Consider the following 25,596-nt stretch of genomic DNA (forward strand, 5'->3'; position numbering starts at 1 on the left):
TCCTCCCTTGCCTTTTCCTACCTATTATCTCCATTTTTACCAGTTTTAACCCACTTTTACTATTCAAAGAAAACGTGGATAGACACTCCCGGCATTGCTTTGCTGCCCGGCGGCGGCTCTTGGCGCACTATGGTATTGCCGGTCCCGGCAGGGTTGATCATTAACCCCACATCGGTTAAAACATTTGCCGCATCAGTGAGAGACAAGCCCAGACAATCAGGCACAGTCACCTCTCCACTTAAATAGCGGGAATTATCCGTGTAAAGTAATACATTGGTTCCTTTTGGCACACGGCTGCCTGGTTTGGGAATCTGATCAGTTACTCTTTCGCCGGCTTCTTCCAACCGAACTGTCAGTCCTGCCTTTTGCAGCAGTTTAGAGGCTTCTGACACAGGCAGATTGATAACCTGCGGGACCTCTGTATGCATTTCCTTGCCGTCTTTTGCAGCCACTTGAATTTGTGGTGTTAACTTAATATACGGTAATACGTCTTTCATGACGGCTCCAAATACCGGTGCGGCAATTTGACCGCCATAATAAAGACCAACCGGTTCATCAATAATTACCAGCATGGCGACTTGCGGATTATCGGCAGGAGCAAAGCCTACAAAGGAAGCCACATATTTGTCAGGCAGATAACCACCAGCGCCTACCTTCTGCGCCGTGCCGGTTTTACCCGCCACCCGATAGCCTTCTACTGCAGCACCCTTTCCAGATCCTTCTTCAACAACTTTTTCCAAAACTCCTTTTTCTTGTTTAGCTACAGCCTCTTCCAGCACCTGCCGAACCACATCGGGCTGAAATTCGCGGATCAATTGACCATTTTTATCTTTTACTTCTCTAACAATTTGCGGCCTATTCAGTTTGCCGTCATTTGCTACAGCAGAAACGGCGTTAACGAGTTGAATAGGTGTTACAGCAATACTTTGCCCGATCGACATTGTGGCGATATTAATTGGCTTAACCTTTGCTTTGTCAATCATGATTCCCTTAGCCTCACCGGGCAAATCAATACCGGTATGCTTACCAAAACCAAACTTATCAATATACTGATAAAAAGGATCGGTTCCCAAGCGTAAGCCAACGGTAACAAATCCCACATTACAGGAATTTTGCACCACTTCCACGAAGCTTTGGCTGCCATGTCCGCCATGCTTCCAGCAGTGAATATTTCTCCCCTGAACTTCAATTGATCCGGGATCAAAAAAGCGGTCCTCTAATTTTACGACCCTTTCGCCTAAAGCTGCTGCCGTTGTAATAATTTTAAAAGTTGATCCTGGCTCATAAGCATTGGAAACGGCATTATTGCGCCACAATTTAGGAGCAAATTCGGCAAAGCGATTGGGATTATAATCCGGTTTGTTCGCCAAGGCAAGAATTTCCCCCGTTTGGGGCTGCATAATAATGATCGTAGCGGCTCGTGCCTGCGTTTCTTTCATGATTCGATCCAGTTCACGCTCGATTATTTGCTGGATAACCAAATCAATTGTTAAATAAATATTCTGGCCATCTACAGGTGGTACATAGCGGTGATTAGCATGAGGTATTTCACGGCCTCGTGCGTCATATTCGACAACAATACTTCCCGAACGGCCGCGAAGATAGCTGTCAAATGTCATCTCCACACCATCAAGACCTTGGCTGTCTACACCAGTAAAGCCAAGAATATGGGCAGCCAGATTATCCTGTGGATAATGGCGCTGACTTTCTTGTGTAAGCCCAATTCCAGGAAGATTCAGGACCTTCACCTGTCGTGCCGTTTCAGCATCAAGTTTTCGTTTAACCCAAGTAAAGGCTTGCCTTTTCTTCAACTTAACAGCCAGATTATTAGGGTCTAACGCCAAAATAGCAGCCAACTTGGCTGCTGTTTCTTCAGGATTGCGTATTTCAGCCGGTATTGCATACACCGACTCGGCACTGACGCTAATGGCTAATTCGCGCCCGAGCCGATCGTAAATGATCCCGCGCTTTGCTTCGACGGGAATTTCTCGTACCCGCTGGTCAGTTGCATTTTCGGCTAACCATGTACTCCTATAAAATTGAAGATACCCAAGACGACAAATCAAACCAACTATGACAAAAGTCACCATTAAGAAAAAAACTGCCACTCGTTTACGAATGGTAACATGCGAAGCTGACGCCATAATTCATCCCCCATCACGAGAATTTAGCGCCCCTTACTTGCCTCCGCTGTCCCCGCCTTAAAAATGCCAACTACCTTATCAGTAATTGTCTTGCTCTGTCCGCTTGCAACTTCGGGAGAGCTTTGTCCAATACTGCTGGCATATAGCACTGTCTGGGGCATAACCATACCTAACTGACTGGTAGCGATTTGTTGTATACGTTGTGGCGACTTCAATTTGGCAATGTCCAGGCGAAGTAGTTCATTCTCTTTTTCCAGTTTCGCTGCCTGTGCCTTTAATTGAACGAGGTTATAGCCTGAGCGGACAATATATTCACTTTGCAAAGTGACCGCCATTGCCATAACTGCAAGCGTCGCCGCCAGAATAAGACATTTACTGCGCAGATTTTTATTGACCTTAGGCGTGGACTTGGTGGGAAGTGAGGGGACAACGATCTCATCCTGGACCATCCAATCTTGCTTTCTGCTTACTAACATATCTATTTCCCTCCCCGGAAATTAGAACAATTCATGTCAATTTATACTCGCAAGGCCACACGCAGTTTAGCACTGCGGGCACGTGGGTTGCCTTCGACTTCTTCTTCTGACGGCGGTACAGGTTTGCCCATCATTTTAAGAGTCGGTTTGGTCTGGCATACGCATATCGGCAATTGAGGCGGGCAAATGCATTTTTTTGCTAATTCCTGTAAGGTTTGCTTAGCGATTCTGTCTTCAAGTGAATGGAAGGTTATTATACATAATCTGCCGCCTGTCCGCAGTCTTTTAGCGGCAGTTTCAAATGTGCTGCGTAAAATACCAAGTTCATTGTTTACTTCAATTCGTAATGCCTGAAAAGTCCGTTTTGCGGGGTGCGGTCCTTCTCTGCGCGCCGCGGCAGGAATTGCCTGCTTGATCACATCGACAAGCTGTCCTGTTGTTTCTAGTGGCTTAACAGCTCTGGCTTTACAAATAAACTGGACAATGCGTCGTGCCCATCGTTCTTCACCATAATCAATAATTACTTTAGCTAATTGCTGCTCCGTATATTCATTAACTACCTGATAGGCCGATAACTCCTGCCGCGGGTCCATTCTCATATCAAGTGGAGCATCCTGCATATAAGAGAACCCCCGTTCCGCTGTATCAAGCTGATACGACGAAACTCCCAGATCAAATAATATGCCATCTACCTGTTCAATATCCAGTGAGTCCAAAATAGCTCCTAAGTTGCGAAAGTTATCATGTACAACTGTTACTGCACAAGCCGCTTGCTTAAGGCGCTCCTTCCCAGTGGCAATTGCCACTGGATCCTGGTCAATACTGATAAGATGACCTGCCGGAGACAAACGGGCAGCAATAGCAGTTGAATGTCCGGCTCCGCCCAACGTACAGTCTATGTAAACTCCTGCAGCATCTGTTATAAGAGCATCGACACTCTCTTCTAGTAAAACACTGGTATGTTGAAATTCCACCTTTTTCACTCCATTAAATTCCAAGATCAACCAGACTTTCTGCTATGCTGGCAACCGTTGGACTAATTTGTTCATTATAACTATCCCAAACAGACTTACTCCATATTTCCACGCGGTTGGAAACACCTAGAATGACTACATCTTTTTCGACTTGGGCATAATCCCGCAAATTAGTAGGCAATAATACCCGCCCCTGCTTATCACATTCCACTTCAGCCGCACCAGCAAAGAAAAACCGCACAAAAGCACGGGCTTCCGGCTTAGCCAGTGGAAGCTGCTTAAGCTTTCCTTCTAGGATAGCCCACTCTTCTTTTGCATATACAAACAGGCAATTATCTAAGCCCTTGGTGACAATAAACAATTCCCCTAATTCTTCTCTGAATTTAGCCGGCAGGATAAGACGGCCTTTGGCATCTATCGTATGCAGATATTCGCCCATCAACACGTCTCATCACCACCCTCATTAAACAACTACCACTTTACACCACTTTTCACCACTTTTATTGTAAATTCTGGGAAAATAAAAAAAATCCTTCAATTTTGCTTGAAGAATTTTCAAAAATTTTGAAATAAGGATTTTAGAACCAAAATTATAGGACCATTCTCCTATAGAACCCTAATTACGAATTAATCCAAGCCGTTCGATGACAGGCGCACCGTTCAGGCGAATTAAGAAACTGCGAAAAGATTGCTCACTTTTAAACAATGGAATCCTCTCCATTGCAAAGGGATCGCTCTCCGGTCCGGCTAGACCATAGCGAATTGTAAATGCCGCCCGGTAGCCGGCCTGCTGCACCAGTTCTTCAATTTGAAGGTTATAGGCACCGGTAGGATAGGCGAAATATCGTGCCGCTTGCCCGGTTTGTTCTTTGATCACCCGCCGCGATTCGATTAACTCAATTTTAGCCTGTTCCAAGCTTACTTGGTCCAAAGCAACATGATTAACCGTATGGGAGCCGAATACAAATCCCTCGTGCTGCAGCTGACGAACGTGATCCCAGGTCATAAATCGTTCATCTGTGCCGATTAGTCCGGTAACCACAAAAATAGTAGCAGTAAAGCCATATTTTTTTAAAATAGGATAGGCATGCGTGTAATTATCCAAATAACCGTCATCAAAGGTAATCACAACCGGCTTATCCGGCAGACGTTTGCCATGATTCAGATATGCCATTAATTGATCAGGACTGACTGTATGATAACCGTTATCTGCAAGATAAGCCATTTGCTTATCAAACTCCTCCGGCGATAAGGATAAGGCATGCTGTAAATAATCAATCTTATGATAATTGAGTATTGGAACATCAGCTAAAGCATTAGCTGATGCATTCATTCTTCCCGAAACGACTCCTGCCTCTGTACCCGCTACGGAAACGGCGATCATACCAAGCATAGCCAGTAAGCAGACAAAAATCGCTAGTCGCCGGTAAACAGTTTTCATTTCAGTTCTCCTTCCATTCCAACTATAGCTTTATACAAAAACTATTTGCAAACATCAATGATTTGTGCACCGGTAATTTGCTTTAAACGTACCGGTCTAATCGGCAGCGCAGAGTTTGCCGTACCTGCGGCAGCATAAACGATGTCATATGCGTATAGGCTCTGATCTAAATAAACAGGCAGTTTTTGCAGCAGACCGACTGGCGAAACTCCACCCGGGGTAAAGCCGGTTACAGCTTCAACCGTCAAACCGTCAGCAAATTTAATTTTCTTACAGCCAACCGCCTTCGCCAAGTGTCTGGTATTCACTTTTTTATCACCGCAGGTCACCATTACAATGGCATTATCATCAGCCATAAACACAAGTGTCTTGGCAATTTGTCCTACTGTCACCCCAAGTGTTTGAGCTGCTAATTCAGCCGTATGCGTACTGTCATCGAATAAAACGATTTTTAAATCATCATACTGCTCAATATATTGTCTAACACGCTGCAAAGGCATACAGTTCCACTCCTACTTCTTAATCTTAGCTGCCAGCAGATAAGCGCAAACACCAACGGTAATTACACTGATCACTTGGTCAGCTGTCAACTGTCCAATAAATAAAATACGATTAAGTTCCAGACTTTCCAATATAAATCGTATGGATGCCAGAAAAATAAAATAGACTAAAAATAGAATGCCCGTCCTGCCCTTGCCAGATTTGACCTGGTAAAATGCCAGAGCAGTGGCCAGCAGAAAAAAAACCAAAGAGCTAAGCGATTCATATAGAAAAAGTGGTTGAAAAAAGTCAAATTGCTCATATCCGGCAGGCCGGCAGTTAAAATCAATATAGATACTCCAGGCCAAGTTAGACGGTGCTCCGAATCCTTCCTGGTTAATAAAATTCGCGAGGCTGCCAACAGCCTGAGCTAATGCTAACCCGGGAGTAAGTATATCCGCCCAACACCACAGATTTAAATTCTTCCACTTGCTATATAAAACAATTGTAAGCAGCAGCCCAAAGGCCGCTCCTGTAAAAGATAACCCGCCATGCCATAAAGACACCATCTCCCCCGGTTGTTCGGCGTATAAGACCCAGTTCGTCATTATATAATGCCCTCGCGCGCAAATAATAGCAATAGGCACCCCGAATAAAGCAATATCCAGTATTTTTTCCGGTGATTGCTTACGCAGCCGGGCTTGAAATATCCCACTTACAATCGCGGCTACCACGGCCAATGCAAGGATCATTCCATACCAATATACATGAAAGGGACCTATAGAAAATGCAATTTTCCCCATGCCAGCTCCTATTGTTACAGCTATTCCATTAGTATTTTACATTGCCAGACAGAAAATTACCAGTGATAAATGTTGTATATCTTGTCCATCAACATAGCACAGGGAGTCCTCCCCTGTACTATGCTTTACTTTTTGTTGACGTTAATGACCATAATTCCTGCAGCAATCACGCGGTCCAGTGCAACTTGTGTATAGTCAATTTTAAGGATAACAGCTGGTGAGCTTTGCATAACACTCACCATTACATCCGGAAGAATTCCAAAAGCACTAAGCTTTGAAAAGTGCACGGCAATATAGGGATCAAAGCAAAAGATCAAAGCCTTATCTCCTTTTTTTAGCTGCGTAAGCGGAACTACATGGTCCACAGCCGCATCACCCCCTGGTTCACCAGCCAGCCAGAAGCAATAGCAGTAACGGCGATCATCCCGCTCATCACTAAAGCAGTCGCTAAGCCTCTTTCCTTGATCATGACAGCAAACTGAGCTACGCAAGGCATAAAAAGGGTAAGCGTCACTGCCGCCACCACTAATTGCTGATCAGTCAGCTGACCGGCAGACACCATATCATACAACCCTGCCGCTCCATAATCACGACGGAAAAAACCCAGTAGAAACGCTTCCGCTGCCTCACTCGGCAAGCCGATCAACTTCATTACAGGCTCTATCTGCGCAATTAATTGTACGAGCACTCCGCTCTTATCCCCTATCCACAGCAAGGAACTTGTGAGAATGAAGATAGGCAGAATTTCAGCAAAATACCAAAGCATGCGCGAATATGCTTTTTTCATAACGTTCGCTACTGCCGGAACCCTCAGTGGTGGAAGCTCCATATAAAAAGCACTGCCGCCGCTGCCGGTAAGTTTGGCACTTAGCCAGCCGGAAAAAGCAAAAATCAATACTATATAACCAAGCCAGATACCTAATGCCCTTTCGTTATGTGCCAGCAAAGATAAGACTACTCCCAATTGAGCAGAACAGGGAATCGTCAAGGAAAGCAAAAATGTAGCGATCACTCTTTCGCGCCTGGTTTCCAACGTACGAGTCACCATAACTGCCATCGTTCCACAGCCAAAGCCAAGTGCAATCGGAATAACAGCGCGGCCATTCAGCCCCAGGGCTTTGAAAAATCGATCAACAAGCATAGCAAGGCGAGGTAAGTATCCACAATCCTCTAAAAGTGCAAATGCAACAAAAAAAGTTCCCACAATTGGCAGAATAATAGCAACGGCATATCGTATACCAAGTGAGAAAAGACCATATTCGCCGATGATAAAGGATTGAAGCCACTCTGACGGAATGTATTGTTCTACCGCAGCTTCTACTATTGGTATAATCATTTGTAGAAAAAGAGTATTATTCAGATAGTCAACCAATACACCTGCACCAAAAAGCCCGACAAACTGGTATAAGCCAAAATACAGTACGATACATAACAGAGGCAGTCCCGTCAAAGGCTGGCATGTAATCCGGTCCAGCAGCTCTGACCTCCACCTTTTTTGGCCTTTTCCATACGTAACAGTCAACTGCACTACCTTATCGATAAGACCTTGCCGTTCCAAAGCGATAAGCAAGGCCGGATTTTTCCCGCTTTGTTCTGCGAAACTATCCCGGTACTGACGGATATCTTGCGCATGCCGTTCCAGAGAAAGCATGTGCTCAGCAACACGGTCTCCTTGCAATACCAGCAAGGCAGTAAGCCTTTTATTAAACCCGCAGCCAACGGTTAATTGTTTACTAATATCATGAATTGCTTTCTCTGTTTGCTCGGAAAAAAAAATAGGCTCAGGCGCTTCCCGCGACGCGACGCCGATTGCTCGTATTAAGCTTTTCATCCCTTTGTTGGCCGCTGCCGAAGCTGCCACAACAGGCAGTCCCAGCAATTCAGAGAGTTGATTGACCTGGATATGGATTCCATACTGCTCGGCTTCATCCATTATATTTAAAATAAGCAGCAAGGGGAAACCTCCATCCATGAGCTGTAATGTTGTTGCAAGCATGCGCCTAATGTTTTTCGCATCTATAATATGAATAACCAAATCTGGCTTTTCTTTGCGCAGCAATTCCAATGTGACCCGCTCTTCATCCGTAACGGCACTTAAGGAGTAAATTCCTGGAGTATCAATGACTTCATATACTTTCCCATTTATTTTTGCCTGTCCCCTGGCAACATCGACCGTCGTTCCGGGATAGTTGGAAACAACGACATATGCTCCAGTCAAATAATTAAAAATAACGCTTTTCCCTACATTGGGAGCACCTATCAGTACAACTTTAGGCAATTTTTGTTTCATACATCCTCCACTTGAATAGGAAATAGCTGTCGCTATTTTTTATTCAAGGGAACAGGTAAATATGCGCAGTAAATAATAAGACGCGTACTCTTTTGGAGTACGCGTCTCACTTACTTATTTAATCAGCGGATCAATTTTAGCAGTAATGCCTGCTTTAGGCATAAAGCCCATTAGTCTTTCAACAGCTTCGCCTTCTTTAAAGACCACCATGGTAGGAAGGCTCATAACACCATATTTCTGAGCTATTGCACGATTCTCATCAACATTTAGTTTGACAATCTTTAATTTATCGCCAACTTCGTCAGCCAGTTCATCTATTACCGGTGAAAGTTTTGTGCAGTATCCGCACCATGGTGCCCAGAAGTCAACCAATACTGGTTTTTGAGATTCAACTACTTCTTCTTGAAAAGTACCTTCATTTACACTTTGAACATTTGCCATTACAAATTCCCCCTGTCATTTAGATTTCTTTCTGTGCTATACGATTACACCGTGCTTGTACCATTATGCATGAATCATGAATTACATTTAAATTTAATTGCTCTCCCGCTTTAACAACAGAAGCAGCATCTGCCCCTGGCTGGAGCCATACGGTAGAAATACCTAATTGAGCACACTCACGCATTACCTGTTCGCCAACACGCGGTGGAACAACAACATCAACAGCATCTGGTTTTACCGGTAAGTCACCAAGAGTGGGATAGCATTTCTCGCCCAAAATTTCAGTTACACCAGGATTGACGGCATAAACATTGTAACCATTTTCTTTCATAAATTTAAAAATTTTATAGCCATACTTTTCCCGATTGTCGGTTGCTCCTACGACTGCCCAGTTTTTTAGTTGAAGTGCATCAGCAATCTTATCCAAGTCGCATCCTCCTTTTCCCACATATCGATGTTATTAACATTATATTCCTGCTCATATTGTGAGTCAACTGCTTTCCCAATATACCTGTTTTCCCTTACAATTGATGCCAATAATGAGCATCTCATCCTTATTATGAATACAATAAAAAGAGGTGATAAACTTGGCATACGCAATAACCGTTTCTTTAGCCAGCAGACGTTTACTGCTGTATCAACAGGGTCAGCTAGTCATGACCTGCCCTGTTGGCATCGGGACAAAAAGCACCCCTACCCCTACAGGAAATTTCTGCATTATTAACATTAGGCCACATCCCGGCGGCCCTTATGGCGCAATGTGGATGGGGCTCAATAAGCCCGGGTATGGACTCCACGGAACGGACAATCCGTCTTCCATCGGCGGCATGGTTTCTAAGGGCTGTATTCGTCTGCATAATAGCGATGCTGTTACTATAGCAAGAGTGGTTCCCATTGGCACTCCAGTAACAATTACGCCGACTTAACAGACGATGATTACAGCATGTCCTCGACAACAACCGGTGCAACGGGAATAGAGTTAATTGAAAAGTGACCGATCATATCGCGGGCAGTTAGCGGCTCCCAGGCAGCAATCTGCCCTGCCTTCCACGCCAGATATCCGATAATCGTTTCCGGCTTAATCCCCCGCTTGCGCATATTAGCAAGCGATAAACTCCCATGCCGTTTAGATAAGCGGCTGCCGTCCGTGCCAATAAGCAATGGGACATGAATAAAAACAGGCGGCTGAAGCTCCAACAGGCGATATAAGAGCAGTTGCCGGGGTGTAGACATGAGTAGATCCGCTCCACGAAGTACCTCTGTAATTGCCATAGAACCATCATCGACCACTACTGCTAGTTGATAGGCAAAAACGCCATCAGACCGGCGAATAACAAAATCACCACAGCTGAACTCTACAGCCTGTCTGCATTCTCCCTGCAATGCATCACTAAAACAAATTATTTCATTAGAAACAGTCAGGCGGACCGAACTCCGCCGTGACTGTTTCTGCCGTTCTTCCCGATCTTTACCAGTCAGCGTCCGGCAGGTTCCTGGATAAACATATTCGGTTTCGCCAAGGTGAGGTGCGGCCGCAACGGCGTGCAGCTCAGCTCGCGTGCAATAGCAGGGATATATTAGCTTTGCCGCTTCCAGCTTTTCAAGAGCAGCTTCATAGAAATTACGTCGCTCACTTTGATAGTATGGACCATAAGCCCCCCCGATATCCGGCCCTTCATCCCAGTCCAGGCCTAACCAGGCCATGTCCTCCAACAGCTGCTTCACATATTCTTCACGGGACCGGTCAGGATCAAGATCTTCAATCCTAAGAATCATCTGGCCCCCCTGACTGCGAGTGTGCAGCCAGGCAAGTAAAGCTGTCCAGGCATTCCCCAGATGCATTTCACCAGTCGGGCTCGGCGCAAAACGTCCTCGAATCTGCTTCAAACTCATTCAAACATCGCCACTAGTTTTCCAAACAGTTCTTTGTTAGCTTTAATCTTCTGTTCACTACCCATTACGCAAATATAGTTTTGCTTCATCGCACTCTCGATCATGTCTGCAAGATTGCGAACTGTCTCTCTTTTGGTTGAGATAATCTCGTCTCGCTCTTGCTGAATATCGCTCTGTGTAATATTGCGAATATAGTGCATGGTTGCCCGTTCGCCCTTCATCTGCGGTGTCAAGGGTGAGTCAAGCTGACTCATTGTCCCGATAATGTATTTTGTCATTTCCCTTTCGCTCACATTAAAAGTGCGCAGGAAACGGGCCGTTTCGTCATAGACCTGCAAAGATTCTTTCAAATTGGGATCACGGTAAGAACCGAACACCATGTTGCCAGTTCGCTCAAACTGAGCAAAGCCCCCATAGGCTCCCCCCTGAACACGAATCCGGTTCCAAAGGTAGTCATATCTAAGAATGGTCTCTAGCACTTTAAGACTTCCATGATACGTAAAGCCTTCACGTCTAAAGTTAGCGCCCTTTGTTACGTATTGAACTTTACCGGAAGTCATCAGCCCTTCATTTAATTTTTCCAGCTCAAATTGATAGCTAGATGGTTTAAAAGGCAGATTGCCTAGTTGACTAGTAAGCAGTTGCAGCTGATTCTCGAACTGTCCGAAGCCCTCTTCTTCACAAGTTAAGCTAATCAATAGGTTTTCCTTATTAAATATCAGTCGGGCAACCTGCTCCAGTTTCGCACTGATTTCATCTAAACGGTCTGCTACGTTTTTTTCCAGCCCAATTAAGAACTGGTAAAAGGATAATAGACCAGATTCATTATACTTAGCTACCGGAGATAAATAGGACAAGACACGGCTGGCTGCGATTTGCTGCCCGCGCCGGAATAAGCTAGTTTCCCAGTTGGCCTTCGTCTGCTGGATGACTTCGCGCAATCTTTTCTTATCACTAAACGAGGAGTTACCAGCCACTTCACCTAAAAGCTGCAATGCTTGCGGCAATTTAGTAACAAGCGCCTTCGAACGAATACGGAACTTAGGATAAAAATGCTCATCACTGGCTTTATCTGCATAGGCTAGAATATCGTAATATATCCCGCCCGTATGCAGATTAATTTCATTTGCCAATTCGCCGTACTCATGCTCATTTGTATTGATTTTTCCCAGCATTTCCGCAAGTAAATGAATATAAGGTATATCGGCCTGCGGCACTTGTCTTGTATCAAAAAGCAAATTTACATAGGCTATTTGATTTGTGAAAATGGGATGAAACAGGAGAGGAATGTTTTCTACTGCCCGTTCCACAAGCGGCAGCACTTCCGCTTGTGATTCCAAATCGGAAAGCTTCACAAGCGGTATAACTGCCAATGCTTCTTCTGAATCTGGAGTCTCCTGCCGCTGCTTTAATTTTTTAGTCTGTTCAATGATTGCTTGTAACTGTTGTTCACTTAGGCTGCTTTTATGCTTTGCTAAGGCTGCTTTTACCTCTTCTGATTTCTCCTCAGCCAAGCCAGGCTGTGGCACCAAGGTCACAACCGCTTGATGCGGATTCTCCAGAAAATATTTTTTCAGTAAAGATTCAAAATAACCTTCCTGCAAGCCTGCTTTTATCTTTGCCAACGTCGGCTCATATGCCAGGTGGAGCAGCGGATCTGCCTCATACAGCCAGCTATCCATGCATTTGATGTTATAAGCCAGCCCTTTAGGCCGTCCGCCGTAATTAGCTTCCCGCAGCTTAAACTCAAAACTGTTAACAGAGGCTTCCGCTAATTTTGCAGGAATCCCTTCTGTCACCAGTGTTTGAAATGTTTGATTGATAATCGCAATAAATTCTTCTTTGTTTGCTTGATTTGCCCCTGATACGATGATGCTGAAAGTAGGCTGCAGCAGGCTTTCTGTAAAATAGCCAAAGACCTCTTTGCCAATACCCGCATCTATCAAGGCTTTTTTCAACGGTGCCGCAGGAGTATCGAGGAGAAGATGCGCCAGCATTTGAAATGCTAAATACGATTGAGCATTATTGGCACTGCTAACGACAAAATTTAAGCTGAGCATACTCTTATCTTCTGTCGGCTCACTTGTCGACACTGCATAAGGAAAAACTTTATCTACCGGCTTTGTAAAGGCTTGCTGAGGAGTTATGGCCGATTGTATTGGCTGTTTTGCAAATTTGCTTAGGTATTCTCCATCTAAGAATTTCAGGGTATCTGCGATATCCATGTTGCCATATAAAAAGATATAACTGTTAGAGGGATGATAATATTTACTGTGAAATTCACAAAACTGTTCATAAGTCAACTCAGGAATTACTTCCGGGTCTCCTCCTGACTCAAAACCGTACGTATTATCGGGGAAAAGTATTTCAAGGATTTTGTGATCCAGTATGGCATCGGGAGATGAAAAAACACCCTTCATCTCATTATAGACCACGCCTTTGTAGGTCAGCTCGCTGTCCTTATCATCCAGTTCGTAATGCCAGCCTTCCTGCATCAGTATTTCGGGATCTTTTAACATGTTTGGGAAAAAAACAGCATCCAGATACACATCCATTAGATTCCGGAAGTCTTTCTCATTGCGGCTTGCCACAGGATACATGGTCTTATCAGGAAACGTCATAGCATTTAAAAATGTATTTAACGAGCCTTTTACCAATTCCACAAAAGGCTCTTTTAGCGGAAACTTCCTTGAACCACAAAGCACAGAATGTTCCACAATATGCGCAACCCCCGTACTGTCTGTAGGCGGAGTGCGGAACGTTACGGAAAATACCTTGTTATCATCGTCATTTTCCAAAAACAGCAATCGAGCACCACTTTTCTCATGCTCGAATAATTTCGTTTTAGAATTCACTTCGGTGACCATTTGCTCATCTAGCAGACGAAAACCGTGAATGTTTTTTCTATCTTCCAAATTCATTCCAATACCTCTTTTATCCATATTTTACTATTATCTATTCGTCATGCAGACAACCTATCCTGCTAATTGCCCCTAGGGCAGCTCTATCCTTATTTACTGTAACTTAAAACAAACTCCTGGCCCAGCCGAACATATTCCTCTAACGTATTGACCAGCCTGTGGCGCTCAGCATGGCTTACGTCAGCAATATCACGATCACCAAGTGCGGCTTGAATAATATTACGTACTTGCGTAGAGTTATATCCGAGCTTAACTAAGTTTCTTAATAATTCTTGAATCTGATGATCCATAATTACTGTCTATCCTCCTCTTGTTTCATGAAATAACATCGGTAATATACAGTATATTCATAATGGCTTCTTGAATACCAAAAAAAGCTGCTAAGTTTTACCTATTTTTTGTCGAATTAACAGGTATTTAAGTAGAAATTTATTAGCTGGTACAGTACAATAGAGTTGGAGGTGGCAGCATGCTTGATACCAGGATCGACGGTGAAAAGCTGACAATATTCATCGGGCCTGAATGTTTGGCTTTAAATTCAACCGCACTTAGAGAAGACTTATTTAATACGCTTACTACTTCATACAAGAATATTTGTCTCGATTTTTCCCAAACCCGCTTCATTGATGCCGCCGGCGTAGGTGTTATCGCTGCCACAGTATACGAAGCCCGGCGTAAAAGCCAGTCAATATCGATGTCAGGGGCGAGTGGCTCAGTCCTGCAGATGCTGATGTCTACAGGAATAGACCGCTTACTTACGAACAAAGCTATTTAATCAGGTAAAAAAGAAGCACTCTATAGAGTGCTTTATTTTTTACGCATTTTCCATTGACAATAAACCTAAGTACTATTAATATATACATTATAAGCATCAGAAATCAAAAAACATGTAACTTTGTTTATTTGATTTTTATTTTAGCCTTCCGTGTATTCATTATACAAAAAGGGAAGTGATAAATTTGCTGTCAGTTAATTCTCAACAGGATATTCCACCACGTGAACTTTCTCATGTAGGAGGAATTAACGAAGGCCTTGGCGGTGTAGATCCTTTTGCAGATGAAAATATGTTCCGGTTATTTGGTTTAATTTAAGCTGAAATAAATAAGCTCTATGCCTGATTGAACAAGGCATAGAGCTTCTATTTTTATGCAGGAAATAACATGATATTTTTAATCTGTAAGCCTACTTTATCTCCAATTGCATACTCATTAAAAGTTGAACTTCTGGCTATAACACGGACAACAATATGATTCACTTGAATTCGCCAGTCAACAGCATCACCTAAGTAAAATTTGTGAATAATGGTCCCCTGAATAGCTGTATTGAGCTCTGGTGTCAGCGTTACGTGCTCGGGACGAATCTGAGCTACCGCTTTGCCAATAAAATTATGGCTCATCGCTAACCGGAGATTAAGATCAGGAATGTCAACCTCTCCCTGGCTTACACAGGCTTCAATACTATTCACCAATCCAATAAATTCGGCTATTGTCCGGTTCACCGGGTTATCATAAATCTCTGTAGGTTGACCAATTTGCTGGATGACACCGCTGTTCATGACAACAATCCGATCCGACATTGCCATTGCCTCTGCTTGGTCATGTGTCACATAAATCACTGTTACGTTTAATTTCTTTTGCAATTCTTTTAATTCGAACCGCATACTCTCCCGTAACTTGGCATCAAGGTTACTAAGCGGTTCATCAAGGAGCAGTAAATCCGGCTCGGCTACGAGTGCTCTGGCTAATGCAACCCTTTGCTGCTGGCCTCCTGAAAGCTGACTTGGCAAGCGCTGAGAATATCCTCCCAAATAGACCATCTCTAATACTCGATTTGTCTTTTCCACAATATCACGTTTGGACAATTTTTTTATTTTAAGCGGATATGCCACATTATCAAATACCGACATATGAGGCCAAATAGCATACGACTGAAAAACCATGCCGATTTTTCTTTTTTCAGGTGGAATAAACAGCTTTCTCCCGGAGGAGCTGACAAGATCGGTGCCAATATAAATTTCTCCGGAATCTGCCCGTTCAAAACCGGCAATCATTCTGAGCATTGTTGTTTTTCCACACCCGGAAGGTCCAAGAATAGATACAAACTCACCATCGTTTATAACAATAGAAAAGTTGTTCACTGCTTTTACATCACCAAACAGCTTCGTAACCGACTCTATTTTTACCTCTGCCATTATCCTACTCCTTTATGCTTTCTAACAACTTAAATCCCAATTGCCCCTTTAGATACTTTGCGCAGTATCATATTACTTACTAAGACAATTACCAGGATGATAACTGCCAAAACTGATGCATCTTGTGGGTCCGCATACGTCTGCAGCTCATAAAGAAGCACGCCAATGGTTTTTGTGCCAGAGCCATAAAGAATAATCGACATAGTCAGTTCGTAAAAGGACGGCATAAAGACTAAAAACCAGCCCGCTACAATAGACGGGCCAATAAGCGGCAGCATAATATCGCGCAGCGACTGAAGCCAGCTTGCCCCCGAATTAAGTGCAGCCTCCTCTAAGGAAGAGTGAACTTGGTTTAGCGAGGCCGCAATAGTACGCACTGCCATTGTCAAATATTTCACCATATAGCCAACAATGAGAATGCTCATTGTTGCATACAAGTTAAGCCCGAATTCACCAGAAAACGTAATGATCAGCGCAAGTGCGATGACAATACTGGGAGTAGCTCCACCAAGTGTCGCTAATCCATCAGGCACTGCTCGCCCGTTCACCCGGGTCTTAATAAGCAAATAGGCGATAAACAGCGCAATACCAGTAGCACCGGTAGCTGCGATGGATGCTGCCTGAAAACTGTTCCACAGAGGCTCCATATACTGTTGATTCCGGATAGCTGCCAGCCAATTGGCAACAGTCAAATTGTCAATCGTTATCGGACGGGATAAAGATTTTATCATGGATGTTATAACGATAGACCCAATTGGTAAAACGATAGCAATCAAGCCATAAGTACTTGTCAGTAAAGTTAACGGCCACTTCCATTTACCCAGGTCAACGACTACCGGCCTGGTACTCTTGCCTCCAATTGTGACATAATCTTTACGGCTCAGCAGCATAGTTGATGCATAAAGGATAAAGTTGGCTGATATCATCAGGGAAACAGCCAGCGCTGTAGCATCGCGAATTCCTTTACCTGTCCCCATGTAAACATACGTTACAATTCTTGTTGTCAGTACCTCAATCTGGCCGGGCATACCAATAATGGCAGGAATACCAAAAGCTGATCCCACGCCGATAAAGACCAGAACTCCTCCAGCTAAAATACTGGGAAACATTAAAGGCAAAGTCACCTTCCACAACGTACGCAGCGGGGATGCCCCGGCTATTCTCGATGCCTCCTCCAGACTAGGATCCATTTTTTCTAATGCCCTTGAAATTGTAATGAATGCAAAGGGTGAATGAAAAATCGTCAAACACCAAATTAAGCCGCCCATACTATAAATATTAAAAGGAGCCGATGTCAAACCAAATACATGGACAAGCCATTCATTCAAATAGCCAGTATTCGGGCTGAGAAGCTGTGTCCAGGCAATAGCCCCTACATACGGCGGTATCATATAGCTGGTAATAAAGGTAGTACGAAAAAAATATTTTCCCGGTAAATTCGTCCTTCCCACCAGCCATGCCAGGGGAAAAGAAAGAAGTACACTTAAAAATGTAACAGTAAGGGAGATATAAAATGTGTTAATAAAGGCTGTCCAATTCACACTGCTGCTATAGATCGCCCGGTAGGTTGAGAAATCTACCACGCCTTCCACAACACAGCTGCGATATAATAAATACAGCATAGGGACAACCGTAAAGATAACCAGTATGCTGATTGACAAGAAGATGACTAGCCATTTCGTATCCAATGATTTCAAACTAAGCGGTACAAACTTTGTTTGCAGTTGAGTTCGATTAATCAATATAACCCCCTAAAGGGGGAGGGATCACCCCTCCCCCTCTTTTTCATTTGTCCAAAACCTTGCTTCTAAATGTCTCTTTAATTGTTTCATTATCTTTTGCAAGTTTTCCCCAGTCAGGTTTTAAGGCTGTGTTCATGAGGGATTTTAATGGCGGCGCTCCCTGTGGAGCTGCAATATCTTCTCTTACAGAGTGCATCCAGCCCTTAACCATAACCTCCTGCCCGGCAGGAGATAAAAACCAATCCAGAACAGCCTTAGCTGCCTCTTGGTTTTTACTTGTTGTAAACATAGCAATGGGACTCGGTATAACAATTGTCCCATCAACAGGATAGACCACTTTCACCGGCTCACCTTTTGCAGCCATTTTCAGAATGTTTTCCTCCAGAATAACGACTGCAAGGTATTCACCGCGAATTAATTTATTTTGAATAGCTGAATTTCCTTCTTCTACTTTTAGCCCATTTTGTTTAAGTTCTTCGAAATAATTCCAGCCGTATTTATCGGCAAGAACGCCGGCAGTCACATAGGCGGTTCCCGATAATAGCGGGCTGGGCATCGCAATTTTCCCCTTCCATTTCGGATCAAGCAAGTCCTTAAAGGATTTAGGGGCATCAGCCTCACTTACTTTTGCCGTATTATAAGCAATGATCATATTGGAAATACGTACGCCTGTCCAATATCCTTCTGCATCTTTATTAATTGTAATATTTTTACGGTTAGGAGCATCATATTGCTGCAAGAGCTTCTGCTCTTTTAATGTAAGGTAATAAGACGGATCTGCAACCATAATTAAGTCAGCTTGTACTTTTTTTGCTTCAATTTCTCCGGCAATCTTGGCCATTACTTTTTCAGTTCCTGCTTGAAACCATTGAACTTCAAGATCAGGGAACTGTTTTTTTATTGATGGTTTCATTAATTCAATAATATCAGGATAAATGGAAGTATAGATCATTACTGTGCCTGTCGGCCCTTGCCCCTTGGGAGACTCAGCAGGCTTGCTGGTACTGCCGCAGCCTGCTGCCAGCAACGTAATGACAAATAGTGCCGTAATTAATCCCCATGCTATGCGTTTTTTTTTCACAAAACACCCTCCTAAAGAAGTATAATATAGCAATACGGAGTTCCTTCCACCTCCCGGCCCATTCATTCCTACGATATTATTCTAGCAAGCTTTAATCAATCCTCCACAATGTTGTCAATATTCCGAAAAAACTATAAAATAAGAAAATACATCTTTTTGTATAGTACATAAATAAAGATAAGACTTTAATAAAGGAGCGCGTTTAATGTGCATAAAAAACTTCCCTGGCTAAAAAAAGCCGTTTTGATCTTAGGCAGTAAAACACTGCTGGCCGTAGATAAATCAATTCAAGCTTTACTAACTAATGATATCCAGGCAGCAACTGAAGTTCGTCAATTAGAACGGCTGGTTGATTCTATGTATCACGGAATTAATGAGTATTGCCTTGATACGCTCGCTTCGAGAGAATTCCCCCGCCATGAGGTGAATTTTATTGTAAGCAGTTTAAAGATTGCTATGGAATTAGAAAGAATTAGTGACTACGCCAATCAAATTGCAAAATTAGTACAAAAAAAGCTATCCCAGCAAAATACAGAAAACTTAAGGACAATTATTACTACAACCTCTGCGATGAGAGATCAAACACTGGATATGTTAAAGCAATCGCTGCAAAGCTATGAAAAAATCGATGTCGATCTTGCTAAAGCAACGATTGAAAAAGATTCTTCTGTCGATAAAATGAATAAACTGCTCTTTCGCGAAATGCTTTGCCTTGGCTCCCTTCATCCCTGGGTACAAGAGGTTATTATGGATTATCACGTTGCAATCCGTTATATAGAAAGAGTAGCTGACCGAACTACCAATATCAGCGAGCTGGTATATTACATTGTTCAGGGGCATTCACTAAAATCTGTCCCCTATAGCGAGGAGATATGGAATGATAATTGATGATTTAACTACAGTCTACCGGTTGATCATTGCTGTCGTATTAGGAGGAATCATTGGCTTTGAGCGGCAGCACCGGGGAAAAACGGCAGGCCTTAGAACGCATATACTGGTGTGCTTAGGCTCCTGCCTTGTTGCTATTTTATCTGTTAACCTATATGTCAGTGTTCAAGGTCAGACAAATGCGGATCCTGCCCGCCTGGCAGCGCAAGTTGTCAGTGGCATCGGCTTTCTCGGTGCAGGCGCCATTATGAAGGAAGGTCCAATGATCAGAGGCTTAACAACTGCTGCAAGCCTCTGGGTAGTAGCAAGTGTTGGGCTGGCAATCGGCGTAGGCGCTCTTACCGGCGCAATAACGACCAGTGTACTTGTCGTTATTGCTTTGGAAGTCCTTCCGCGAATTGATAAGCTCTACAATGATACTACGCCCTCACTTTATGATCTTATCATCAAGTCGCACGATAAGCCTGGACAGATTGGCCATGTCGGTTCATTGCTGGGTACGCTCGGAGTCAGTATTATACAAATTCACATCGAAGATTGTGAAGATAAAAAGATTCTCATTCCCCTTACTATCAAGCTGCCTGACAAATGCAAAATGGAGCAAGTTATCGCTGAGCTGACGGCAATCGAAGGCATCCTTTCAATTAAGCAGGAGAAACGAGAATAAGGTATAATAAACAAGGCATAAAGCGCAAACCGGCGCTTTATGCCTTGTATTTATCTCTTCTTTCTACGGCCGCTCATAAACTAGTTTGCCGCCGAAGAAAGTCATGACGACTTTCGTTTTATCAATTTGGATCGGATCAATTGCCAATAGATTCTGATCAAGCACTACCAAATCGGCAAATTTACCGGCTTCTATCGAACCTGTCTCTTTTTCCATGAACAGCGCATAGGCACCATTAATGGTAAAGCTTTTAATCATCTGCTGTACGGTCGCCCGCTCTTGCTTGTTTAACAGATACCGTTCATCATCCATATGAGTGATATCTTCCACTCCATAAAAACTGCCGTTATCTATATTCCGGGTTACTCCAATCTCGATTGCCAGCAGGGGATTGGGTACACGTGTAGCCGGATAATCAGAAGAAGAGGCTACGATGATATCATGATCAAAAAAAGCTCTTAGCGGGAATTCCCTATTGGCACGGTCACCTAAGAATTGATAATCCACATTATGCCACCACTTAGGTCCTTTAAATTGCCAATAAGGCTGAACACTGGCAATTACCTCAAGTTCTTTAAATCTCAGTATATCCCTCTCATCTACAAGCTGCAGATGAGTGATAATATTGCGGTAATCTCCCTGAGGAAGCTGAGAGTGCACCGCTTCCAGAGCATCTAATACCTTCCGGGTAGAACCGTCACCCGTTGAATGGACATGAATCTGTAATCCCTTCGTATTCGCCTTGTAAAAAGCCTGCTCCAGCTTTGTTGTGTCCCACAAGAACTCTCCGTGATAATGAAGTCCTTTACCAGCTTTCTCCGTATAGGGTTCGAGTAAATGACTTGTACCGCCTTCGATAACACCGTCAGTAAAAAATTTAGTAGAAATCACCTGTAAAAGCGGTGAAGTATATTGGCTGCGGATAGTCTGAATAGTAGTGATTTGCTCATCTACGTCATCTGACTGATTAACCGCCATTGCCCCCCGGACACGCAGTTGCAATTCTCCACGCTTCTCCATATCCTCAAAGGCATTGAATAGTATTTTAAAAAGCAAACTAGCCATACACAAAATACTAGTGATTCCAAAGCTATGCATTTTCTTCTGAAAGCCTGTTAATGCCTCCACGTATTGCTCCAGACTATAGGCGGGCAAGGGAACAAGCCACATGGCGCCTTCCTTTAATGTTCCCCATACTTCACCGCTGCTATCGTCTAACTCAATCACTCCGCCTACCGGCACTGCAATGCCTGGCGTTATGGAGCTATTCTGTAATGCTTTCGAATTAACCCAGAGGGTATGACCATCACTTGCCCTGATAATGATAGGAATTTCTGTTGTTATGGCATCAAGGTATTCTTTGCGTGGTCCCTTCGTTGCTTCCTTGCCGCTTAGCACATCCCATGACCAGCCCCTGCCATATATGGTAGAGGTTTTGGGATTACGGGCATAAAAAGCTTTTATAGCTTCAATATATCCTTCTAAAGTACTTATATTTGCCAATTGTACTTCATATAGCTCCAACAGAGATAAGCCCGGCGGATGAATATGCGTATCGATCAGTCCCGGTATTACCATTTTACCGCCTAAATCAACCATTTTGGTTTTTGGGCCGACATATTGCTGTGTTGCTATCTTACTGCCGGCAAAGAGTACGATATCTCCTTTTACGGCAATTGCCTCATGGATTGTATCCTGCTCATCTGCAGTATAGACCACTCCATTTGTTAATACGATATCTGCAAAGACCGCTTCCGCCACTACCCTCACCTGCCTACAATTCTTCTTATCAGCAATCATCCAGTCGATCTTAACTATACATTATAGTACAGTTTATAAACAGCCACAAGCAGTCTACCTAGGGTATAAAAATCACCTGTTCAACCATACTAACTAGCAGTAAAGGTGGTGTTGGATTTGGAAGATCGGTTTGAACGCGGCTTTATTGCCGGTGTAAGCGGCGGAATTATCATGAACATCTGGTCATTTATATCCGGCTATATTCAGTTCACTGATTTACGTATGGTAGACTGGGCAGGAATAATGTTCTTTGGACATACGCCTCCCTTTACGCCGGTCGAAAGTGTAATCGCCTTTTTCCTGCAGTTAGGATTCTCCGGATTTCTTGGCGTGGTATTTGCCTATCTCATTCCTATGCTCACAAGCAAAAGCTTGCATTTTAAGGGTCTAGTATTCAGCTCTGCTGTTTGGTTTTTCATTTATGGAATTACTACCCTATTTCGGGTTCCAGGTCTAGTCCCTGCCCCCGCAGGAACCGTTGTTTCTAATCTGATATCGGCACTTCTGTTCGGCTTCGTTACATCGTATGTTTTGAAACAGTTTTATGCTCCAGCCCCATTCCCCATTGCAACTAAAATGACTGCCGTTCCAGCAATGAAACCGGTAAAGAAAAACGATGATCCAGCTAAACGGGATAAAAAATAAGGCAACATACAAACTTTAAAGGCAGGCTGCTTTAGCCTGCCTTTAAAGTTTGTATGTTAATTATTACCTAAAATCAACGCCAATATTGCGATTCCCCCGAGCGTTCGCATAACTTCCTCATGATGATCTTTCTCACGTTGCTGACGCTCTTTCCAGTCTTGTTCTCGCTCATTTTCCCGCCGTTCCATTTCGCGTTCATGCCGCTTGTTTTCTTCCTTTATGCGATGATCGCGATCCCGGTCATGGTCTCTATCCCACTGTTCATATCGCTGATGTTTATCATTATGCCGTGGAGATGCCTCGATTACAGATGCTCCCAGACCGACTTGCATAAGACCGATCATCGAAAAAATCACGATTTTTTTTGTAATACTTTTCATAAATAACCTCTCCCTTTTTTAAATTTGATTTATATCAGAAATGACTAGTTAGTCAACTATGTATATAGCAAAGTGTCCTAGCGCGATTACCCCCTTGTTGCGAAAACCATTTTATATTAACGAGGGAGCGCAGCCATCATTGCTGCAACTACGTCCGCCTCGCATTTGTTTGTTGTCATCTGATAAATTTATTATATATCCCATCTTTTAGAATTTTTTTAGAAAAACTTAGCATATTAGAAAAAACTTGGCTTGCACCAAGTCCTTTCGGACGTAGGTAAAAGCCTACGTTGTTCTGATGCACGCCAATTAGAAAGTTATCTTTTCTGATAAGATCAAAAAAAAACTGCCATCCAAATGGACAGGCAGTCACAAAAGATCATTTCTATATGATTTCCAAGGGATTGCGATCAACAAAGGCGTCTATATTGATAGATAGCGAGGTAGCCATAATGGTTCTCGTAACTTGTTGATCTACCGGAATGTCAAACCCACACTTTTTTGTGTCTACTAGTATTTTAAGTACTGCTCGCCTGCATCCTGCTCAATAGCAGCTTCCATCAATTCGCTCCACTTTAGATGGTTTGGATCTTCCCGGCTAAACTGCAAAAACAAATCAGCAACTGCTATGGCTGCCTTCTGCTCACTTATTGTTAATCCAGCTGCCAGCAACGCTGCAGCGTCCTTTCCTGCCTGTAATATCAGTTCTTGCCGCTTTGCCGGAAGTAAGCCAACAATGGCCGGCACAGTAAGTGCTAGTTCGAGCTGCTTGGACGTGAGTGTCATCAGAACCTCCTTAACCACCTTCATTGTTGGTAACTGCATAGTGACACTTCTATTTTAGCGCTGAATTATTAATTTTTGCTTTAGTTAAGCGGATTCATAAAAATAGACTGATAGGAGCTAAATTGCTTCCTGAATAAAATTCGCCATATCATACAAATAGTATATATAAGAATGAATAAAGCGGAGGACTAAAATGACTATACATAATCATACTCCCTTATGTTCCACCGAAGTTGGCAGTTTATGGACACAATATCAAAATGACAGCCTCGCGGTTTGTATTCTCAAGCATATGCTCCAAAATATTGAAGATACGGATATTAAAGAAGTTGTTCAATTCGCCCTTCAGGTTGCCGAAAACAATCTCACCCAAATTACGTCTCTCCTGGCAGGCTCGCAGTTCCCAATTCCCAAAGGCTTTACCCAGGATGATATTAATCTCAATGGACCGAGAATTTTTTTGGATGCCTTTTATTTATACTATCTAAAGCATATGTCCCGCCTGGGTTTAGCAGCATATTCACTATCTTTGTCATTAGCGGCCCGAGGAGATATCCGGAACTTTTATCAAAACTGCCTTCATGCTTCAATCGAAATAGATAATAAGGTAACGTCTAGTATGTTATCGAAAGGAATTTATATCCGCGCTCCTTATATACCGCCTGATGACAAAATTGAATTTGTCAGTGACTCAAGCTATTTAGGAAGTATCTTCGGTAAGAAAAGACTGCTTAATGCTATTGAAATAGGTAATCTTTTTTCAAATCTGCAAGCAAATATTATCGGAGAAGCGTTAATGACCGCTTTTGCCCAAGTAGTAACCTCTCAGGCCATAAGAGAATATCTGTTGCGTGGGAAAGAGATTGCAAACAAACATGTCCAGCTATTTTCCGCTTCCTTAAAGAGCAGCGATCTACCTGCCCCGAGCCAGCTTAATACAATGATCGCCCCTTCGACTACAGCTCCTTTTTCAGATAAGCTGATTCTTTTCCATGTGACCGTCATGATAGCTGCAGGTATCGGCAATTACGGACTTTCTATGTCGACTAGTCAGCGTATGGACTTAACAATTAACTATGCCCGTCTCTTGGCAGAAATAGGTCTTTATGCAGAAGATGGTGCCAACTTAATGATTACAAATAAATGGCTGGAAGAGCCTCCTCAGGCGATTAACCGGGTAGAATTAGCACTTTCCGCAAAAAAATAAACCATATTTCCTGCCACTATTTTCCACTACTGTTAATGCATATTGCTTCCGCTGTCTGGTAAAACTGAAGTTGTACATTTCCTCCTCCATCCACCCACTTAACTGGCTTAATAGCCGGTTATTTTTTTACCATCGCAGATTAAGCATCACAAGGAGGTTCACTCATGCCCACTTATCGAGTTTTCGTCAATAAAAAAGCCACCGGAAGTTTTGTTACAGGAACCAAACCGGATGACGCATATATAAACGCTGCAAGCTCCGTCTCGCTTAGCGAAGATGATGATATCCAGCTTGCAGAAGTAAAGTCATCCTCTATGGAACAAGATCTATAAGGATTTCAACAATT

At 43.2% G+C, this 25,596-nt stretch carries 28 protein-coding genes; 8 read left to right on the top strand and 20 right to left on the bottom strand.

The annotated features are described in order from the left end of the window. Positions 1–59: 59 nt before the first annotated feature. From RTR76_RS12675 to RTR76_RS12725, 11 genes are all read right to left on the bottom strand, one after another. Positions 60–2,144, bottom strand: coding sequence for a stage V sporulation protein D (locus tag RTR76_RS12675; protein ID WP_312521197.1), 2,085 nt, complete (start codon positions 2,142–2,144; stop codon positions 60–62). Positions 2,145–2,167: 23 nt separating this feature from the next. Further along, complete coding sequence (locus tag RTR76_RS12680; RefSeq protein WP_312521199.1) at positions 2,168–2,620, bottom strand: septum formation initiator family protein; 453 nt, start codon at positions 2,618–2,620, stop codon at positions 2,168–2,170. A gap of 41 nt (positions 2,621–2,661) precedes the next feature. Then, the gene (gene rsmH / locus RTR76_RS12685; RefSeq protein WP_312521201.1) at positions 2,662–3,594 is read right to left on the bottom strand and encodes a 16S rRNA (cytosine(1402)-N(4))-methyltransferase RsmH; all 933 of its coding nucleotides are present in this window, start codon (positions 3,592–3,594) and stop codon (positions 2,662–2,664) included. Between the two features lie 13 nt (positions 3,595–3,607). Continuing rightward, a complete protein-coding gene (gene mraZ, locus RTR76_RS12690) occupies positions 3,608–4,039 on the bottom strand; it encodes a division/cell wall cluster transcriptional repressor MraZ (protein ID WP_312521203.1) in 432 nt (143 codons plus the stop codon). 171 nt (positions 4,040–4,210) lie between these two features. Beyond that, complete coding sequence (locus RTR76_RS12695; protein ID WP_312521204.1) at positions 4,211–5,035, bottom strand: polysaccharide deacetylase family protein; 825 nt, start codon at positions 5,033–5,035, stop codon at positions 4,211–4,213. 41 nt (positions 5,036–5,076) lie between these two features. Further along, positions 5,077–5,535, bottom strand: a complete 459-nt coding sequence (locus RTR76_RS12700) for a YbaK/EbsC family protein (protein WP_312521206.1) — start codon at positions 5,533–5,535, stop codon at positions 5,077–5,079. A 12-nt stretch (positions 5,536–5,547) separates the two neighbouring features. Further along, positions 5,548–6,318, bottom strand: a complete 771-nt coding sequence (gene lgt / locus RTR76_RS12705) for a prolipoprotein diacylglyceryl transferase (RefSeq protein WP_312521208.1) — start codon at positions 6,316–6,318, stop codon at positions 5,548–5,550. A gap of 125 nt (positions 6,319–6,443) precedes the next feature. After that, entirely contained in the window at positions 6,444–6,683 is a 240-nt protein-coding gene (locus RTR76_RS12710; protein ID WP_312521210.1) for a FeoA family protein, read from the bottom strand. Further along, positions 6,671–8,608 (bottom strand): ferrous iron transport protein B, encoded by a 1,938-nt coding sequence (gene feoB / locus RTR76_RS12715; protein WP_312521212.1) that lies wholly within the window; start codon positions 8,606–8,608, stop codon positions 6,671–6,673. Before feoB ends, RTR76_RS12710 begins: the two co-directional genes overlap by 13 nt. Positions 8,609–8,722: 114 nt before the next feature. Next, positions 8,723–9,049: a thioredoxin gene (trxA, locus tag RTR76_RS12720; RefSeq protein ID WP_312521214.1), complete on the bottom strand. Its 327-nt coding sequence runs from the start codon at positions 9,047–9,049 to the stop codon at positions 8,723–8,725. 19 nt (positions 9,050–9,068) lie between these two features. Further along, positions 9,069–9,476 (bottom strand): CoA-binding protein, encoded by a 408-nt coding sequence (locus RTR76_RS12725; protein WP_312521216.1) that lies wholly within the window; start codon positions 9,474–9,476, stop codon positions 9,069–9,071. Between the two features lie 160 nt (positions 9,477–9,636). On the opposite strand from RTR76_RS12725, the gene RTR76_RS12730 reads away from it, so the two are divergent. After that, positions 9,637–9,975, top strand: a complete 339-nt coding sequence (locus RTR76_RS12730; RefSeq protein ID WP_312521218.1) for a L,D-transpeptidase — start codon at positions 9,637–9,639, stop codon at positions 9,973–9,975. Between the two features lie 10 nt (positions 9,976–9,985). Here the strand turns inward: RTR76_RS12730 and gluQRS are convergent, their stop codons facing one another. From gluQRS to RTR76_RS12745, 3 genes are all read right to left on the bottom strand, one after another. Further along, entirely contained in the window at positions 9,986–10,942 is a 957-nt protein-coding gene (gluQRS, locus tag RTR76_RS12735; protein WP_312521219.1) for a tRNA glutamyl-Q(34) synthetase GluQRS, read from the bottom strand. Further along, positions 10,939–13,863 carry an insulinase family protein gene (locus RTR76_RS12740; RefSeq protein ID WP_312521221.1) on the bottom strand — a complete coding sequence of 975 codons (2,925 nt, stop codon included), beginning with the start codon at positions 13,861–13,863 and terminating at the stop codon, positions 10,939–10,941. Before RTR76_RS12740 ends, gluQRS begins: the two co-directional genes overlap by 4 nt. 89 nt (positions 13,864–13,952) lie before the next feature. Further along, positions 13,953–14,153, bottom strand: a complete 201-nt coding sequence (locus RTR76_RS12745) for a hypothetical protein (protein ID WP_312521222.1) — start codon at positions 14,151–14,153, stop codon at positions 13,953–13,955. Between the two features lie 179 nt (positions 14,154–14,332). Here RTR76_RS12745 and RTR76_RS12750 point away from each other — a divergent pair, with 179 nt between their 5' ends. Further along, positions 14,333–14,638, top strand: a complete 306-nt coding sequence (locus tag RTR76_RS12750) for an STAS domain-containing protein (RefSeq protein WP_312521223.1) — start codon at positions 14,333–14,335, stop codon at positions 14,636–14,638. Between the two features lie 184 nt (positions 14,639–14,822). Beyond that, positions 14,823–14,954 carry a hypothetical protein gene (locus RTR76_RS12755; protein ID WP_312521225.1) on the top strand — a complete coding sequence of 44 codons (132 nt, stop codon included), beginning with the start codon at positions 14,823–14,825 and terminating at the stop codon, positions 14,952–14,954. Between the two features lie 53 nt (positions 14,955–15,007). Here RTR76_RS12755 and RTR76_RS12760 read toward each other — a convergent pair whose 3' ends face one another. Genes RTR76_RS12760 through RTR76_RS12770 form a run of 3 tightly spaced genes read right to left on the bottom strand, consistent with a single transcriptional unit; the run spans position 15,008 to position 18,877 of the window. Further along, a complete protein-coding gene (locus tag RTR76_RS12760; protein WP_312521227.1) occupies positions 15,008–16,054 on the bottom strand; it encodes an ABC transporter ATP-binding protein in 1,047 nt (348 codons plus the stop codon). A 29-nt stretch (positions 16,055–16,083) separates the two neighbouring features. After that, the gene (locus tag RTR76_RS12765; RefSeq protein ID WP_312521229.1) at positions 16,084–17,796 is read right to left on the bottom strand and encodes an iron ABC transporter permease; all 1,713 of its coding nucleotides are present in this window, start codon (positions 17,794–17,796) and stop codon (positions 16,084–16,086) included. A gap of 43 nt (positions 17,797–17,839) precedes the next feature. Beyond that, entirely contained in the window at positions 17,840–18,877 is a 1,038-nt protein-coding gene (locus RTR76_RS12770; protein WP_312521231.1) for an ABC transporter substrate-binding protein, read from the bottom strand. 207 nt (positions 18,878–19,084) lie between these two features. On the opposite strand from RTR76_RS12770, the gene RTR76_RS12775 reads away from it, so the two are divergent. Continuing rightward, positions 19,085–19,765 (top strand): PhoU domain-containing protein, encoded by a 681-nt coding sequence (locus RTR76_RS12775; RefSeq protein WP_312521233.1) that lies wholly within the window; start codon positions 19,085–19,087, stop codon positions 19,763–19,765. Continuing rightward, a complete protein-coding gene (locus RTR76_RS12780; RefSeq protein WP_312521235.1) occupies positions 19,755–20,432 on the top strand; it encodes an MgtC/SapB family protein in 678 nt (225 codons plus the stop codon). Before RTR76_RS12775 ends, RTR76_RS12780 begins: the two co-directional genes overlap by 11 nt. Positions 20,433–20,495: 63 nt before the next feature. Here RTR76_RS12780 and RTR76_RS12785 read toward each other — a convergent pair whose 3' ends face one another. Then, the gene (locus RTR76_RS12785) at positions 20,496–22,193 is read right to left on the bottom strand and encodes an amidohydrolase (protein WP_312521237.1); all 1,698 of its coding nucleotides are present in this window, start codon (positions 22,191–22,193) and stop codon (positions 20,496–20,498) included. A gap of 156 nt (positions 22,194–22,349) precedes the next feature. On the opposite strand from RTR76_RS12785, the gene RTR76_RS12790 reads away from it, so the two are divergent. After that, the gene (locus RTR76_RS12790; RefSeq protein ID WP_312521239.1) at positions 22,350–22,877 is read left to right on the top strand and encodes a hypothetical protein; all 528 of its coding nucleotides are present in this window, start codon (positions 22,350–22,352) and stop codon (positions 22,875–22,877) included. 56 nt (positions 22,878–22,933) lie between these two features. Here the strand turns inward: RTR76_RS12790 and RTR76_RS12795 are convergent, their stop codons facing one another. Then, positions 22,934–23,257: a hypothetical protein gene (locus RTR76_RS12795; RefSeq protein ID WP_312521241.1), complete on the bottom strand. Its 324-nt coding sequence runs from the start codon at positions 23,255–23,257 to the stop codon at positions 22,934–22,936. 510 nt (positions 23,258–23,767) lie between these two features. Next, entirely contained in the window at positions 23,768–24,043 is a 276-nt protein-coding gene (locus RTR76_RS12800) for a hypothetical protein (protein ID WP_312521243.1), read from the bottom strand. A 193-nt stretch (positions 24,044–24,236) separates the two neighbouring features. Here RTR76_RS12800 and RTR76_RS12805 point away from each other — a divergent pair, with 193 nt between their 5' ends. Together RTR76_RS12805 and RTR76_RS12810 are read left to right on the top strand one after the other, a co-directional pair. After that, a complete protein-coding gene (locus RTR76_RS12805) occupies positions 24,237–25,250 on the top strand; it encodes a DUF3231 family protein (RefSeq protein ID WP_312521245.1) in 1,014 nt (337 codons plus the stop codon). A 164-nt stretch (positions 25,251–25,414) separates the two neighbouring features. Then, positions 25,415–25,582 (top strand): hypothetical protein, encoded by a 168-nt coding sequence (locus tag RTR76_RS12810; protein ID WP_312521246.1) that lies wholly within the window; start codon positions 25,415–25,417, stop codon positions 25,580–25,582. Positions 25,583–25,596: the final 14 nt, after the last annotated feature.

The organism is Anaerospora sp. (assembly GCF_032013335.1).
Classification (GTDB): Bacteria; Bacillota; Negativicutes; order Sporomusales; family DSM-15969; genus Anaerospora.